This is a genomic window from Kitasatospora sp. NPDC001527, assembly GCF_040298605.1.
GTDB lineage: Bacteria > Actinomycetota > Actinomycetes > Streptomycetales > Streptomycetaceae > Kitasatospora.
Genome location: NZ_JBEPAM010000049.1, coordinates 1 through 15,453, shown reverse-complemented (window position 1 = coordinate 15,453; position 15,453 = coordinate 1). Strand labels below are relative to the sequence as shown.

At 74.9% G+C, this 15,453-nt stretch carries 11 protein-coding genes; 3 read left to right on the top strand and 8 right to left on the bottom strand.

Annotated features, from left to right (window positions below):
- Positions 1 to 6: 6 nt before the first annotated feature.
- The 3 genes from ABT238_RS31545 to ABT238_RS31535 form a co-directional block, all read right to left on the bottom strand.
- Positions 7 to 966, bottom strand: a complete 960-nt coding sequence (locus ABT238_RS31545) for a terpene synthase family protein (RefSeq protein ID WP_350802213.1) — start codon at positions 964 to 966, stop codon at positions 7 to 9.
- 476 nt (positions 967 to 1,442) lie between these two features.
- Positions 1,443 to 3,233: a 2-isopropylmalate synthase gene (gene leuA / locus ABT238_RS31540; protein WP_502884313.1), complete on the bottom strand. Its 1,791-nt coding sequence runs from the start codon at positions 3,231 to 3,233 to the stop codon at positions 1,443 to 1,445.
- 224 nt (positions 3,234 to 3,457) lie between these two features.
- Entirely contained in the window at positions 3,458 to 4,945 is a 1,488-nt protein-coding gene (locus ABT238_RS31535; protein WP_350568341.1) for an MFS transporter, read from the bottom strand.
- 98 nt (positions 4,946 to 5,043) lie between these two features.
- Between ABT238_RS31535 and ABT238_RS31530 the strand changes: the two genes are divergently transcribed.
- The 3 genes from ABT238_RS31530 to ABT238_RS31520 all read left to right on the top strand — a co-directional run bounded on the left by ABT238_RS31530 (position 5,044) and on the right by ABT238_RS31520 (position 7,925).
- Positions 5,044 to 5,877, top strand: a complete 834-nt coding sequence (locus tag ABT238_RS31530; RefSeq protein WP_350568343.1) for a helix-turn-helix transcriptional regulator — start codon at positions 5,044 to 5,046, stop codon at positions 5,875 to 5,877.
- Between the two features lie 73 nt (positions 5,878 to 5,950).
- Positions 5,951 to 7,018 (top strand): tRNA (adenosine(37)-N6)-threonylcarbamoyltransferase complex transferase subunit TsaD, encoded by a 1,068-nt coding sequence (gene tsaD / locus ABT238_RS31525; protein WP_350568346.1) that lies wholly within the window; start codon positions 5,951 to 5,953, stop codon positions 7,016 to 7,018.
- A 376-nt stretch (positions 7,019 to 7,394) separates the two neighbouring features.
- Positions 7,395 to 7,925, top strand: coding sequence for a hypothetical protein (locus tag ABT238_RS31520; RefSeq protein WP_350568348.1), 531 nt, complete (start codon positions 7,395 to 7,397; stop codon positions 7,923 to 7,925).
- Here ABT238_RS31520 and ABT238_RS31515 read toward each other — a convergent pair.
- From ABT238_RS31515 to ABT238_RS31495, 5 genes are all read right to left on the bottom strand, one after another.
- Positions 7,847 to 8,167, bottom strand: coding sequence for a hypothetical protein (locus tag ABT238_RS31515; RefSeq protein WP_350802212.1), 321 nt, complete (start codon positions 8,165 to 8,167; stop codon positions 7,847 to 7,849). The genes ABT238_RS31520 and ABT238_RS31515 overlap by 79 nt on opposite strands.
- Before the next feature lie 118 nt (positions 8,168 to 8,285).
- Complete coding sequence (locus tag ABT238_RS31510; protein WP_350568353.1) at positions 8,286 to 9,074, bottom strand: thioesterase II family protein; 789 nt, start codon at positions 9,072 to 9,074, stop codon at positions 8,286 to 8,288.
- Positions 9,075 to 9,113: 39 nt separating this feature from the next.
- Positions 9,114 to 10,289 carry a cytochrome P450 family protein gene (locus ABT238_RS31505; RefSeq protein ID WP_350802211.1) on the bottom strand — a complete coding sequence of 392 codons (1,176 nt, stop codon included), beginning with the start codon at positions 10,287 to 10,289 and terminating at the stop codon, positions 9,114 to 9,116.
- Positions 10,286 to 10,825 carry a nuclear transport factor 2 family protein gene (locus ABT238_RS31500; RefSeq protein ID WP_350802210.1) on the bottom strand — a complete coding sequence of 180 codons (540 nt, stop codon included), beginning with the start codon at positions 10,823 to 10,825 and terminating at the stop codon, positions 10,286 to 10,288. The genes ABT238_RS31505 and ABT238_RS31500 overlap by 4 nt, the downstream gene beginning before the upstream one ends.
- 89 nt (positions 10,826 to 10,914) lie before the next feature.
- On the bottom strand, positions 10,915 to 15,453 hold a 4,539-nt coding region (locus tag ABT238_RS31495), incomplete at its 5' end, for an SDR family NAD(P)-dependent oxidoreductase (protein ID WP_350802209.1).

The following is a 15,453-nucleotide window of genomic DNA, read 5'->3' as shown; positions in this document are numbered from 1 at the left end:
TCCTGCTCAGGTCCGGGCCGGCAGTGGGTCGGCGGGGCTCAGGTAGACGGGCCGCAGGTCCCGGTCCCGGCCCGCGGTGTAGCGCACGGTCGCCAGGGACCAGTCGTAGGTGACGCGCAGTTGGCGGACCATGGCGGCGACGTAGCGGCGCAGGTCGGCGCGTTCGGCCGCGGTGCAGCCGAGCCGGGCGCCGTGGGCGTCGAGGCCGGCGGCGCCGGCCAGGAACTCCTCGGAGAGCAGCCGGACCCGCTGCTGGATCTCCCGGATCACCTCGGCCCGGGGGCTGCCGCGGCGGTGCTCCAGGACCAGCACGAGGTTGTGGGTGTCGCCGCGGGCCTCCTCGTGCTCGACCGAGTGGACGTCGTTGCAGTGCGCCAGGATGTCGATCTGGAGCTCGGCCATCCGGCGCAGGTAGCGGTCGGCGAGGAGGCGTGCGGGCAGTTCGAAGCGGTCGGCCCGTTCGACGGCGTCGAGGTAGACGTACATCGCCATCGTCTCGCGGCGCAGCGCCAGGTAGTCGGCGAGGCCGGGGATCCGGCCCTGCCCGCGGGCCTCGGCCTCGGCGAGGAAGGAGCGCAGGAAGCGGCGCCAGCCGTGGCCGGCCCGGGCCCGCCAGGGCTCCGACATCGGGGCGGCCGAGCGGCTCCACAGGTCGGCGGTGGCGGCCCGCAGTGGCCGGAGGGCGGCGGGGAGGGCCGCCGGAGCGGTGGCGGGCCGGCCGCCGCGGGTGACCTCGGCGAGGGCGGCGACGGCGCGGCCGGCGAGGTCCGGGTCGTCCCCGGCCGCGCCGTCGAAGAAGTCGTCGCAGACGGCGGTCCAGGTGATGAGGTCCGTCATGACGTCGAGGTCGGCGCCGCGGGCGTCCGGGGCGAACCCGGTGGCGACGTCCGCGAGCCTCAGGCCGAGAAAGTACCGGAGGGCTTTCTCGGACGGTTCCAGGAGGCCGAATTCCCGCGCCCAGGACACGCCTCGGCGGGCCGCCCGTTCATACCGGCCGGGATCGGTGCGGGGGGCCGGAAAGGGTAAGTGGAAATCGATGTCGGTCGGCATTCCGTCACGTCCGGTCCGCTGCCGGCAATGCGCCGGCGGGCGGCTGCGGGGGTGGCGTTCCGGGGTGTACCAATGCGCGGGCGGACACGGGTGCTTGCCTCCGTCACGGGCCAATCGATCCGGGGAGTTGCGCGGGTGCAGACACGGGTGGGTGAACGAGCCGGGCGCACGCCGGCGCCCGCCTCGGGGTGCGGCGGCGCAGCTGCGGACCACAGGTTGTCACCTTCATGTCATCTTGCACACCCCAGATGACATCAGCTACCCATTCGGCTTTTTGTCTCAGAGTCCGGACAAGTATTCGCCGGCGGTGCCCCCCGCCGGACGCGCCGGACGCGGCAGCGGCCGGCCCCCACGAGGGGAGCCGGCCGCGGAACGGGCGGGGTGCGCCGGGATCAGTCCCGGAAGCCCCGGTTGACGGCCGAGACCACGGCCTTCAGCGACGCCGACACGATGCTGGAGTCGATGCCCACGCCCCAGAAGACCCGGTCGTTCACCGCGCACTCCACGTACGCGGCCGCCCGCGCGTCGCCGCCCTGGGCGAGCGCGTGCTCGGCGTAGTCGCGGACCTGGACGTCGATCCCCAGGCCGGCCAGCGCCGCCACGAAGGCGTCGATCGGACCGCTGCCGACCGCCTCCAGCCGCCGCTCGGAACCGTCCAGCCGGACGTCCACGACCAGCGTGTCCTTCTCGTCCACCACGGTGGAGGTCCGGTGCGAGACCAGGTTCAGCCGGCCCCAGGCGGGCACGTCGCGGCCGGCCTCCCCCGCCTCCGGCGCCCCGGCCGGCAGGTACTCCTCGGCGAACATCGCCCACAGCTCGGCCGGCGTGACCTCGCCGCCGTCCGCGTCGGTGCGGGCCTGGACCACCCGGGAGAACTCGATCTGCAGCCCGCGCGGCAGGTCCAGCTGGTGCTCGGTGCGCAGCAGGTGCGCCACCCCGCCCTTGCCGGACTGCGAGTTGACCCGGATGACCGCCTCGTAGGTGCGCCCGACGTCCTTCGGGTCGATCGGCAGGTAGGGCACGCCCCAGGTGAACGCGTCGACCGGGACGCCGGCCGCCCGGGCGTCGCGCTGCAGCCAGTCGAAGCCCTTCTTGATCGCGTCCTGGTGCGACCCGGAGAACGCGGTGTAGACCAGGCTGCCGCCGTAGGGGTGGCGGGGGTGCACCGGGAGCTGGTTGCAGTACTCGACCGAGCTGCGGATGCGGTCGATGTCCGAGAAGTCGATCATCGGGTCGATGCCCTGGCTGAACAGGTTCAGGCCCAGGGTCACCAGGCAGACGTTGCCGGTGCGCTCGCCGTTGCCGAACAGACAGCCCTCGATCCGGTCGGCGCCCGCCAGGTAGCCGAGTTCGGCCGCCGCGACCGCCGTACCCCGGTCGTTGTGCGGGTGCACCGACAGCACCACCGAGTCGCGCCGGTCCAGGTGCCGGCTCATCCATTCGATGGAGTCGGCGTAGACGTTCGGCATGGCCATCTCGACGGTGGCCGGCAGGTTCACGATGGCGCGGCGGTCCGGGGTGGGCTGCCAGACCGCGGTGACGGCGTTGCAGATGTCGGCGGCGAACTCCAGCTCGGTGCCGCTGTACGACTCCGGGGAGTACTGCAGGCTGATGCCGGTGTCCGGCATCCGCTCGGCCAGGTCCGCGCAGATCCGCGCGCCGTTGACGGCCAGCGCGGTGATCTCGGACCGGTCCATCCCGAACACCACCCGGCGCTGCAGGGTGGACGTGGAGTTGTACAGGTGGACGATCGCCCGGCCGGCCCCGCGCACCGCCTCGAAGGTCCGCTCGATCAGCGGGCCGCGGGCCGGGGTGAGCACCTGGATCGCCACGTCGTCGGGGATCCGGTCCTCCTCGATGATCTGCCGGCAGAAGTCGAAGTCGGTCTGGCTGGCGGACGGGAAGCCGACCTCGATCTCCTTGTAGCCCATGGCCACCAGCAGCTCGAACATCCGCAGCTTGCGGCCGGGGCCCATCGGGTCGATCAGCGCCTGGTTGCCGTCCCGCAGGTCCACCGCGCACCACTGCGGGGCCCGGGTGACGGACTTGGCGGGCCAGCTGCGGTCCGGCAGGTCGATCGGCCGGAACGGCGTGTACCGCTGGAACGGCATCCCCGAGGGGAGCTGGACCGGGAAGTCGGGCCGCGCCGGGACGTCGTGGTTCTGAGGGGTCATCGGGTGCATCGAAGGGTGTCCTCCAGGACTTGTTTCGGTCGTCTGAGGCCGGTTCGGGCCTGCACGCCGCGACGAGGAGACCGGCCGTCAGAGGCTCTCGTCGCGGCGGCTAAGGAGGAGGACCCGCGTGGAGGAATCGCGCATAGCGCCTCACCATACAGACTTGTCCGCCACCGCATCCCAGGTGTCCACCAGGAGGGACGGAAATCGATCAAGCGTTCAATCCATGCTGTTCAGAGCATTACTGACGTACTGTCACCCCGACGGCTCGTCAGCCCGACGGCGACCGTCACGGCCACCGCGACCACCACGACGGCGTCGCAGACGATCCCGAAGCGCACCCCGTCCGTCAGGGCCGCCGCGAAGCCGTCGCCGGCCTCGTCCCGGTCGGCCAGCCCGCCGGTCGCCACCGCGCTGAGGATCGGGATGCCCACCGTGATGCCGATCTGCTGGGCGCTGGTGATCAGACCGCCCGCCAGGCCCTGCTGCTCGTCCGGCAGGCCGGCGCTCGCGTTGACCCCGTACGAGACCACCGCGGACATGTGGCCGACCGAGGCGAACAGCAGGATCGCCAGCGTCAGCCAGACCGGCGTCCGCACCCCGAGCGCGATCAGCCCGAGGGTGCCCGCCGCCTGCACCGACAGCCCCGCGACCAGCGTCGTGCGGGCGCCCAGCCGGCCGATCAGCCGGGACGCGGACATGCCGGTCGCCGCCAGCACCAGGCCCTGGGCACCGAAGAACAGCCCGGTCTCGAAGGTCGACAGGCCCACCGCCTGCTGGAGGTAGAGGGTCAGCAGGAAGATCAGCGAGCTCATCATCGCGAAGGTCGTCAGCCCGCCGAGGTTGCCGCAGGCCACCGTGCGCAGCCGCAGCATGGTCAGCGACACCAGCGGCTCCGCGGTCCGCCGCTCGATCAGCACGAACGCCGTCAGCAGGACGGCCGCCAGCACCAGCGCCACCGCCACCTCGACGGCCGGGGTGGCCGGGTCGGCGGACACCGAGGCGCCGTAGATCAGCGCGAGCAGGCCGCCGGTCACCGTCACCGCGCCCGGCACGTCCAGCCGCGGGCGCCGCTCCGGGCGGACGTCCGCCCCCAGCAGGGCCATCGCGGCCACCGCCGCCAGCGCGCCCGCCGCGGCGAGCATCCCCATCGTGGAGCGCCAGCCGAGCAGGTCGGTCATCGTACCGCCGAGCACCATGCCGACGGTGTAACCGAGGGACAGCAGGGCCCCGTTGACCGCGAGCGCCCGGTTCCGCTGCGGGCCCTCCGGGAAGATCGTGGTCAGCAGCGACATGCCGACCGGGACGACCACCGCCGCCCCGAGCCCCTGCAGGGCCCGCGCGGCCAGGAAGGACTGCTGGTTCCAGCCGAACGCCGCGAGCAGCGAGGAGGCCGTGAACACGGCCAGCCCGGACAGGAACAGCCAGCGCCGGCCGTACACGTCGGCGGCGCGGCCGAAGAACAGCAGGAAGCCGCCGGAGGGCAGGGCGAAGGCCGTCACGGCCCACTGCAGGTCGCTCTGCCCCATGTCCAGGTCGCGGCCGAGCACCGGCAGGGCCACGTTCAGGATGGAGAAGTCGAGGGCGATGATGAACTGGGCGCCGCAGAGCACGATCAGGACCAGCTTGGCTCGGGCGGTCAGGACCGCCCCCGCCGCGTCGGGAGGGCTCGCCGCGCCCTTGGTGCCGGGTGTCGCCGGGAAGTCGGGCGTGGTCGTCATGGCGTCAGTCTGGTTGCACCGGCGCGGGGTTGGGGAGCCAGTGCCTATCCTGGTGGCCGCACCACCAGCTACGGGACCACCGGGAAGGACTCGACACTGTGGACACCCTCGGACGGGCCCGCCGCAAGGAACTCCAGGCGTTCCTGACCAGTCGGCGGCAGCGGATAAGCCCCGCCCTGGTCGGCCTGCCGGCGGGCACCGACCGGCGGCGCACCCCCGGCCTGCGCCGGGAGGAGGTGGCCGTCCTCGCCGGGGTCAGCCCCTCCTGGTACCAGTGGCTCGAACAGGGCCGGGACATCACGGTCTCGGCGAAGGTGCTCGACGCCGTCTCGGACGTCCTGCGGCTGGACGGCGCCGAGCAGCGCCACCTGTACACCCTGGCCGGGCTCAACCCGCCGCCCGGACCGGCCGCCGCCGCGCCGCGGACGTACTGCGACGAACTGCAGCGCCTGATCGAGTCCTGGGGGCCCAACCCCGCGACCCTGCTGGACGAGAGCTGGAACTACGTCGCGGGCAACGAGGCCGCCCGGCTCGCCCTGCGGGCGGGGACGGCCGAGCGGAACTGCCTGGTGGCGTTCTTCCGCGACCCGGCCTACCGCAGCCGCGAGGCCGCCTGGGAGCGGATCGCCCCCACCGTGGTGGCGGGCTTCCGGGCCGCCGCCTGGCGGTACCCGGAGAACCCGGGCTTCCGCGAGGTGATCGACGAGCTCTCCGGTGGCAGCGAGGAGTTCCGCGCGCTCTGGGCGCGGCGGGACGTCGCCACCGCGGGCGTGCTGGTGAAGGAGGCCGAGCACCCGGTCGCCGGCACCCTCGCCTTCGAGAGCAGCCAGCTCGTACTGCCCGCCCGCCCCGACCTCACCGTCGTCCTCTACAACCCGCTCCCCGGCACCGACACCGCCGAGAAGCTCCGCCACCTCACCGGCCGCCGCTGAGCGGCCGCAACCTCCGCTCCTTGTTGCACATACAATGCACCTGCATATAGCCAGCGAGAAGGAGCTGTGACCGATGGCGGGATCGCCGGTGGTGCTGGGCATCGAGTCGTCCTGCGACGAGACCGGCGCGGGCCTGGTGCGCGAGGGCGTGCTGCTCGGGCACGCGGTGGCCTCGTCGATGGACGAGCACGCCCGCTACGGCGGCGTGGTGCCGGAGATCGCCGCCCGGGCCCACGTGCACGCGATGGCCCCGGTGGTGCGCGAGGCACTCGGCCACGCCGGGCTCACCCTCGCCGACGTCGGCGCCGTCGCGGTGACCGCCGGCCCCGGGCTCTCCGGCGCGCTGCAGGTCGGCGTGGCGGCGGCGAAGTCCTACGCCTTCTCGCTCGGGGTCCCGCTCTACGGCGTGCACCACCTGGCCGGGCACGTGGCCGCCGCGACGCTCGACGGCGGACCGCTGCCGAACCCCTGCGTCGTCCTCATCGTCTCCGGCGGGCACACCTCACTGCTCCTGGTCCGCGACCTCGCCCGCGACCCGATCGTCCACCTCGGCGACACCCTCGACGACGCGGCCGGCGAGTGCTTCGACAAGGTCGCCCGCATCCTGCGCCTGCCCTACCCCGGCGGGCCCGCCATCGACCGCGCCGCCCGCGACGGCGACCCGCGCGCCGTCCGCCTCCCCCGCCCGCTGAGCGGCCCCGGCGACCCCCGGTACGCCTTCTCCTTCTCCGGCCTCAAGACCGCCGCCGCCCGCTGGGTCGAGGCCCAGCGGGCGGCCGGCACCGAACCGCACGTCCCCGACGCCGCCGCCTCCCTCCAGGAGGCGATCGCCGACACCCTCACCCGCAAGGCCGTCCGCGCCTGCACCGACCACGGCATCGACACCCTCGTGGTGGTCGGCGGCGTCGCCGCGAACTCCCGCATCCGCGCCCTCACCGAGCAGCGCTGCGCCGCCGCCGGCATCACCCTGCGGGTCCCCGCGCTGCGGCTGTGCACCGACAACGGCGCCATGATCGCCGCCATCGGCGACCTGCTCGTGCGCTCCGGCGCCGAGCCCTCCCCGATGGACCTCTCGATCGACCCCTCCGCCCCCCTGGAGTACGCGGCCCTGTCCCCGCGCGCCGCCGCCCGCACCGCCTGATCGCCGCCGAGGTGGGGCAGGCGGCCGCAGGCCGGGCCGTGGGCCCCGGCGGGTGACCGCGTCCGCGGCGAACCGACCGCAGGCCCGAACCCCGGGCGGCGGTGGCCGGGTCCTCCGTCCGACTCATCCGCACGAGGATCCGCCCCGTGCACAGGGGCACGGCGAGGGTCCTCGCTCCGGAGCCTCGTTCGGCCGTCGCCGTCGCCGTACCGGCGCTCCGAGCCGGGGCCGGCGTCGCCGACTCCGCCGAGGCGACCGGCACGGCACCCGGCGGAACCACCGTCACCTCCGGCCGAGGGCCAAGGGCGGGGGGAGGCCGCCCCCGGGCCGCCCTGTTGCGCCGTGCTAGCGTGCCCGGCCGAGGGGGATGATTCGCATGAGGAGATCCCGACGGTGGGCGGGGGCGGCGGTGGCCACCGCGCTGGCCGCCGCCCTGGCGGTCGTGGGGGTGGCCGGGTACCGGTGGCTCACCGACGGCTACGGGCACCCGTTCGGCGACGAGCGCGCCTGCGCGGGGACCGACGTACCGCTGGAGCGGGCCCTGCAGGCCCGGGGCATCACCCTGCCCCCGGGCGCGACGGACGTGCACTACACCGCCCGCGCCCATCCGCCGGACGGGGAGCCGAAGCTGATCGTGGCGTTCCGCAGCACCCGGCAGGCGATGAGCGCCCAGCTGACCGCGAACGGCCTGGACGCCGGTCTGCTCCCCCGGCTCGACCAGGGCACGTTCATGGTCGGCGACGTGTTCGACGCACCGGGCACCTGCGGAACCACGGGCCGGGCACCGGCGGTCGCGGTCCCGCAGGGGCCGACCTCGACCGGTGCGGTCTACAGCATCGCCGTCGAGTTGGACGGCCACACGATCCGCGACAGCACGGCGGTCCTCCTGACCACCCCGGCCCGCTGACCCCTCGTCCGGGCCCGGGGCTGCGGCTGCTTCCGTTGCAGCCGCAGCCCCGTGAGGGACACGGCGACGGTGAGCGCCGACGCCGGCAGCGCGTCGGTGCACGAGTCCTCCCGGACGATCATCACCGCGTACAGCCCGAGGAGCCGGTCCCGGCGGCCGGGCACCGGGTGCGCGGCCGCGAGGCCGATCCAGGTCATGGAGACGGTGTCGCCGGTGATGCGCGCGGTGGACGCGCCGGGCATGCCGCGGTGGTCGAGGGTGGCGGCGAACGGGTTCCCGCCGCCGGCGGCGGGGAACGGCCGGAGGGCCTCGCGACCGCGCGTGCCCCGGCGGGGTGTCGGGGCACGGGCGGCGGGCGGGTCAGGGCCGCGGGGAGGTCGCGGCGGTGCGGAAGGAGGCGAGGGAGTCGGTGAGGGCCCTGGTCACCGGGCCCTGTTGGGTGTTGAGGTAGAAGTGGCCGCCGGGGAAGGCGTGGAGGCGGAAGCCGCCGGAGGTGACCTCCGCCCAGCGCTCGGCCTCCTGCCGGGTCACCTGGGGATCGGCGTCGCCGGTCAGTACGGTGATCGGGGAGCGCAGCGGCGGGCCGGCGCGGTGGACGTACGTCTCGACGGCCGTGTAGTCGGCGCGCAGGCACGGCAGGATCATCCGCCGGATGTCCTCGTCCTCCAGGAGGGCGCTGTCGGTGCCGTTCAGCCGCTGGACCTCGGCGAGGACGCCGGCGTCGTCGCGCAGGTGCACGGTCTCGTGCCGCGTGGTGGTCGGCGAGCGGCGGCCCGAGACGATCAGGCCGAGCAGGTCGACGGAGCCCTCGGCCTCCAGCCGGCGGGCCGTCTCGTAACCGAGGACGGCGCCCATGCTGTGCCCGAAGAACACCAGGGGGCGTTCGGTGCGGGGGCGCAGCACCGTGCAGATGGCGTCGGCGAACGCCTCGACGGTGTCCAGGCAGGGTTCGTGGCGGCGGTCCTGGCGGCCCGGGTACTGCAGGCAGAGCACCTCCGTCTGCGGTCCGAGCGCGGCGGACAGCGGCTGGAAGTAGCTGGCGGAGCCGCCGGCGTGCGGGAAGGCGACCAGGGTGACGGCGGCGTCGGGGGCCGGGCGGTACTGCCGGAGCCAGCGCCCGCTCAGCTCCTGGAGGACGGGGTCGGACATCAGGGGAATCCGTTTCTCGTGGTGGGCCGGTACGGCCGGTCAGCGGGCGAAGCGTAGCGGCAGTTCGGCGAGCCCGCGCAGGAAATCCGAGGGACGCCAGGTCAAGCGACCGGGCGGGACGGCGAGTTCCAGCACGGGGAAGCGGGCCAGGGTCTCGGTCAGCGCGACCCTGATCTCCTGCCTGGCCAGCTGGTGGCCGAGGCAGAAGTGCGGGCCGTGGCCGAAGGCGAGGTGCCCGGTGGTCGGGCGCAGCAGGTCGAAGGCGTGCGGGTCGGCGCGGACGGCCGGGTCCCGGTTGGCGGCCGACGGCAGGAAGCGGACCAGCTCGCCCTTGCGGACGACCACGCCCTCGATCTCGATGTCGTCGAGCGCGACCCGGTTGGTGGTCGACAGCAGGGAGCCCCGGTAGCGCAGCGCCTCCTCGCCGGCGCTCGCCACCAGCTCCGGGTCGGCCCGGAGCGCGGCCAACTGGTCCGGGTGGTTGAGGAGTTCGAGCAGCGCGCTGGCGATGACGTAGGCGGTGGTGACGTGTCCGGCGAACAGCAGGACGGAGCAGAAACCGACGAGTTCCTCCCGGGTGAGGGCCTGTCCGTCGTCCAGCCGGGCGCCGACGAGCTCGCTCAGCAGGTCCTCGGTCGGCTGCCGGCGCTTCGCCTCGACCAGATTGGTGCAGTAGGCGGCGAAGGCGTCCGTCGCGGCCTGGCGGACCGGTGCCGAGGGCGAGTCCATGTTCGTGACCCGGGTGTGGAACACCTCGCGGTCCTCCCGCGGCACGCCGAGCAGCTCGCAGATCACCTCCAGCGGGAAGGGGTTGGCGAAGGCGGTCACGAAGTCGGCCTCCCCCTCGGCGGGAAGGCCGTCCAGCAGGCCGCGGGCGATCTCGGTGAGGCGGGGTTCCAGCGAGCGCACCGCGCGGGAGGCGAAGGCGGCGCTGACCAGCCGGCGGTAGCGCGCGTGCTCCGGATTGTCCTGCTCGAAGAGGACGATCGGGCTGTCCGGGATCTGCGCGGCCTGCGGCGCGTGCCGGTGGAGGTCGCTGGAGAGCCGGGCGTCGCCGAGCAGCCGCCGGGAGGGTTCGGAGCCGAGGACGGTCCACGCCTCGGTGCCGTCGGCCTGCCGGGTGCGGATCACCGGGTGACGGCGGGCCAGCTGCCCGAGCTCGCGTTCCGCGTCGGGCAGGGAGGAGATCTGGACGAGGTCCAGGACGGGGATCACGCCTGTCCCTCCGGTCCGTCCGGGGTGGCGGTGATCCGGGGGAGGTCCCGGAGCCACAGGTGGCGGCTCGCGATGCGCCAGCGGTCCCCGTCCTTCTCCAGCAGGTCGACGTACGAGCCGCTGCGGCCGATCTCGTGGCTGCCGTCGTCGAGGGCGAAGGTGACGGAGAGCAGCGAGCGTGCCTCGGCGGTGTTCCCGTCCAGGCGGACGACGACCGTGTTGCCGGTGAGGTGGCGCTGGTGGGCGCCGCGCGTCTCGGTGTGGTGGCGGTACAGCGCGGCCATCGCGAAGACGATCCGCTCGCGGGTGGTCACCGAGGGCGGGAAGCCCTCGGGAGCCGGGGTGAAGGTGAAGCTCGCGTCCTCGGTGAAGAGGTCGCCGAGCGCGTCGAAGTCGCCGGAGTCGTAGTACAGGCTGTAGGCGGCGATGACGTCCTGGATGGCGGCCCGGTCGGCGAGGAACGCCGCGTCGAGGTGGCCGGTCGAGCCGGGGGCCGGAAGCAGCGGGGCGGGCGTCGCGGGGGTGGTCGGGGGCATGGGTGATGGTCCCTTCGTCGGTCGTGTCGTCGTGTCGTCGTGCGGTCGTGCGGTCGTCGGCCGGCCCGGGGCCGGAGGTCCGGGCGGGGTCACGGGGCGGGCCGGACCAGCCCCTCGATCCAGGTGCGCACCGCGGCGCCGGTCCGGTCCGCGTGTTCGCCGATCATGGTGCAGTGGTCGCCCTCGACCTCCACGGCGGTGTGCTCGTGGGGCCAGGAGGAGCGCCAGTCCTCACCGGTCATCGGCTCCTCGGGCGAGCCCGGGACGCAGCGCGACGGCCGGACGAACAGCGTCGGCACCGTGGCCGGCTCGGGCTCCCAGCCGCGGAACATCCGCCGGTAGCTGCCGATCGCGGTGAGTCCGGTGTAGCCGAGCGCGGTGAACGCCTGCCGGCGCACGATCACCTCGTAGTTCATCGCCTTGCGCATGCGGCGTGACATGGTGGCCGGCAGGTAGGTGTCCAGCAGCACCTGGCCGGCCGGCGCGGTGCCGGCCGCCTGGAGCCGGCTGGTGACGCCGTGGGCGAGCCAGCCGCTGGAGGAGTAGCCGAGCAGCACGAACGGCTCGCCCTCGGCGCAGCGCAGGGTCGCGTCGGTGAGCAGGTCCAGCAGGACGTCGCGGGAGGCCGCGAGCGGCTCGCCGGGGCGGAAGCCGGGGACGGTCAGCACGGCGGTGCCGCAGAATCCGTCGAAGGCGGTGGCCAGCCGGCCGAACTGGATGGTGCCGTCGACCGGGGCGAACGGCGGGAAGCAGATCAGCCTCGGGTGCTCGCCGCCCTGCGACATCCGCACGTGGCCGGCCAGGCCGGCCAGCTGCGCGAGGTCCGCGCTGACCTCGCGCAGGCCGGACGCGCCGACCAGCAGCGCCTCCGCGTCGTCCATCTGCCCGCGCAGGGCCAGCTGACGGTAGACGGAGCCGAGCAGTTCGTTGGACTCCTCCGCGCCCGGCCGCGGCACGTGGCGCGCGGCGCTCCCGTCCTCCAGGGCGCGGGCCAGGTGCGCGGCGAGCGCCGCCGGGCTGGTGTGGTCGTAGACCAGGGTGCTGGGGAGGTCGAGGCCGGTGGCCTCGCCGAGCCGCCGGGCGAGCCCGACGGTGGCCAGCGAGTCGAAGCCCATCCCGCGGAAGGGCTGGTCCGGATCGACGGCGCCGGCGTCGGCGTGGCCGAGCTGGGCGGCCGTCTCGGTGCGGACCAGGTCGAGCAGTTCGGCGGCGAGCCGGGCCGGGGAACGCTCGGCGGAGCGGTCCCGGAGCGGGTGCGGCTCGGTTTCGTGCGGCTCGGTTTCGGGCGCCGGGCTCGCCGGGCGTTCCGGGCCGGCCGCCACGAGGTCGGCGATCAGCGGCCGGGGGCGGGCGGCGGCGTAGCTGTGCGCGAGCCGGGTCCAGTCCACGTCGGCGACCGTCACGCAGGTCAGGTCCTCGTCCAGCGCCTGGCCGAGGGCCGTCAGGGCGGTGGCCGGGTCCATCGGCCGCACCCCGAGCCGGCCGAGGTGACGTCCGGCCTCGCCGTCGGCCATGCCGCCGGCGGCCCAGGGGCCCCAGGCGACGGCGGTGGCGGTGACCCCGCGCTGCCGGCGGCGCAGGGCGAGGGCGTCCAGGTGGGCGTTGGCGGCCGCGTAGGCGCCCTGCGCGGCGCCGCCCCAGACCCCGGCGCCGGAGGAGAAGAGCACGAAGGCGTCCAGCTCGGCCGTGGCGAACAGCTCGTCCAGCGCCAGCGCCCCGGCGGCCTTGCCGGTGACGGTGTCGGCGATCCCGGCCGGGTCGGTGTCGAGCAGCCGGGCCGGGCCGGCGACACCGGCGGCGTGCACCACCGTGCGGATGCGCGGGAGTTCCTCGCCCAGGGCCTCGCGGAGCCGGTCGGCGGCGTCCGGGGCGGTGAGGTCGCAGGCGATCGGCACCAGGTCGGCGCCGCCGGCCTTGAGGTCGGCCCGCAGCTCGTCGAGGCCGGGGGTGTCGGGGCCCCGGCGGCCCAGCACCAGCACCCGCTCGGCCCCGCGGGCGGCGAGCCAGCGGGCCGCGTGCCCGCCCAGGGCTCCGGTGCCGCCGGTGATCAGCGCGGTGCCGCCGGTCCGCCAGCGGCGGGCGGGGCGGGCGGGGCCGTCCACGCCGGCGGGGCGGGACAGCCGGCGGCCGAAGGTGCCGAGCGGGCGGATCGCGAACTGGTCCTCTCCCCCCGCGTCGGCCAGGACGGCGAGCAGGGTGGCCAGGGACCGCTCGTCGGGAGTGGCTGGCAGGTCGGCCAACCCGCCCCAGCTGAGCGGGCGTTCGAGGCCGACCACGCCACCCAGACCCCAGATCCCGGCGCCCGTCGCGCAGACCACGTCCTCGCCCAGTACCGAGACGGCGCCGGCCGTCAGGCACCAGAGCGGGGCGGCGATGTCCGCGTCCGCCAGCGCCTGGACCAGGGTGACGGTGGCCGTCACGGCGCGGACCAGGCGCGCTGCGCCGTCGCCCGCGTCCTCCTCCACCGCCCCGAGCAGCGAGACGACCCCGGCGAGGTCCGGCTCCGCGGCCGACTCGCGGAGCCAGGAGGCGAGTTCGGCGCGGTCGGCGGCCTTGGCGTCGAGCTCGCGGTACAGGACCCGGGCACCGCCCGCGGTGAGCGCCGCCCCCACCGCGGCGGCGATGTCGCCTTCGGCGGCGGAGTGGACGAGGAGCCAGCGCCCGGTGGGCGCGGCGTCGGACGCGGCGGGCGTCCACGGCTCCCAGCGCAGCTCGTGGCGCCAGGACCGGGCGGTCCGCGCGGCGCGGTCCTCGGTGCGCCAGGCGGAGAGCGCGGGCAGCAGATCGCCCAGCGGCGCGTCCGCGGGGACGTCCAGCAGCGCGGTGAGCCGGTCGAGGTCGGCCTGCTCGACGGCCTCCCAGAACCCGCCGTCCGCGGGGTCGGCGGCGGGCTGCGGGGCCGGTTCCGCGGCGGGCGACTCGTGGGCGAGCCAGTAGGGGCGGCCCTGGAAGGGGTAGGTCGGCAGGTCCACCCGGCGGGCGCCGGTCACGGCCGCGGCCCAGTCGACCGGGGTGCCGCGGACGAAGGCGGTGGCGAGTCCCGCCGCCAGGGTCTCCCTCGGGTCGCGTCCCCGGCGCTGGGCGGGGACGGTGGCGGTGTCCGTGCCGGCCGTGCACTCCGCCACCATCGGCGTCAGCGCCGCCTCCGGACCCAGCTCGACGAACACCGAGGCACCCACACCCCGGGCCGAGGCCACCGCGTCCGCGAAACGCACCGGCTCACACACCTGCCGCACCCAGTACTCCGGGTCACACACCTCCGCCGCCGTCGCGATACGACCCGTCACATCCGACGCCAGCGGGATCAACGGCTCCCTCAGCTCAATACCCGCCACCACCTCCCGCAGCCGCCCCAGAACCGGCTCCATCAGCACCGAATGGAACGCGTGCGACACCGCCAGCCGCGAGGACCGCCACCCCCGCTCCCCGCACAACACCCGAACCGCCTCCACCGCCCCGGCCTCACCCGAGACCACCACCGACGCCGGACCGTTCACCGCCGCGATCCCCACCACACCCACACGACCCTCAGCCAGCAGCGCCACCACCTGCGCCTCACTCGCCCCCACCGCCAACATCGCCCCACCCAACGGCAGCTCACCCATCAACCGGGCCCGCGCCGCCACCAGAGCAACCGCACCCTCCAACGAGAACACCCCCGCCACATACGCCGCCACGATCCCACCCAGCGAATGCCCCAGCACCACCTCCGGCACCGCAACCCACGAACGCCACAACCGGTACAACGCCACCTCGAACGCGAACAGCACCGGCTGCACCACAGCCGTACCGTCCCCAACCACCTCCCCCGGCTCCCCCAGCAACACCCCCCGCACCGAGAACGGCACCACCCCCTCGAACGCCCCACACACCTCATCCACCGCCGCCGCGAACACCGGGAACGAGTCGTACAACTCCCGCCCCACACCCGCACACCGCACACCCTGACCCGTGAAGACCACGGCATGCTTGCCGACCGCCCCCGCACCGCGCGGCACCACCCCGGTCACCACGGCCGGGGTCCCGGCCGGCCGGGGCACGCCGTCGGCGAGCGCCGTCAGTCCGGCCGTCAACTCGGTGAGGTCGCGGCCGAGCAGCACGGCGCGCTGCTCCAGCAGGGCCCGGCCGGTGACGGCGGACCAGGCGACATCGGCGGGCCGGGCCTCCGGGTGCTCGCCGACCCAGTCGCGCAGCCGGGCCGCCTGGGCCCGCAGCGCCTCGGGGGTCCGGGCCGACAGCACCCACGGAACGAGTCCGCCCACCCCGGCCCCGGAGGGCGGCTCCGGCAACGGCTCCGCCGGTTCCGGGGCCTGTTCGAGGATCACGTGCGCGTTGGTGCCGCTGATCCCGAACGAGGACACGCCGACGCGGCGCGGCCGGCCCGTCTCCGGCCACTCCACCGCCTCGGTCAGCAGCTCGACCGCGCCCGCCGACCAGTCCACGTGCGGCGACGGCGCGTCCACGTGCAACGACTTCGGCAGCACCCCGTGCCGCATCGCCATCACCATCTTGATCACACCCGCCACACCCGCCGCCGCCTGGGTGTGACCGATGTTCGACTTCACCGAGCCCAGCCGCAGCGGCTCACCGGCCCGCTCACGCCCGTACGTCGCCAGCAGCGCCTGCGC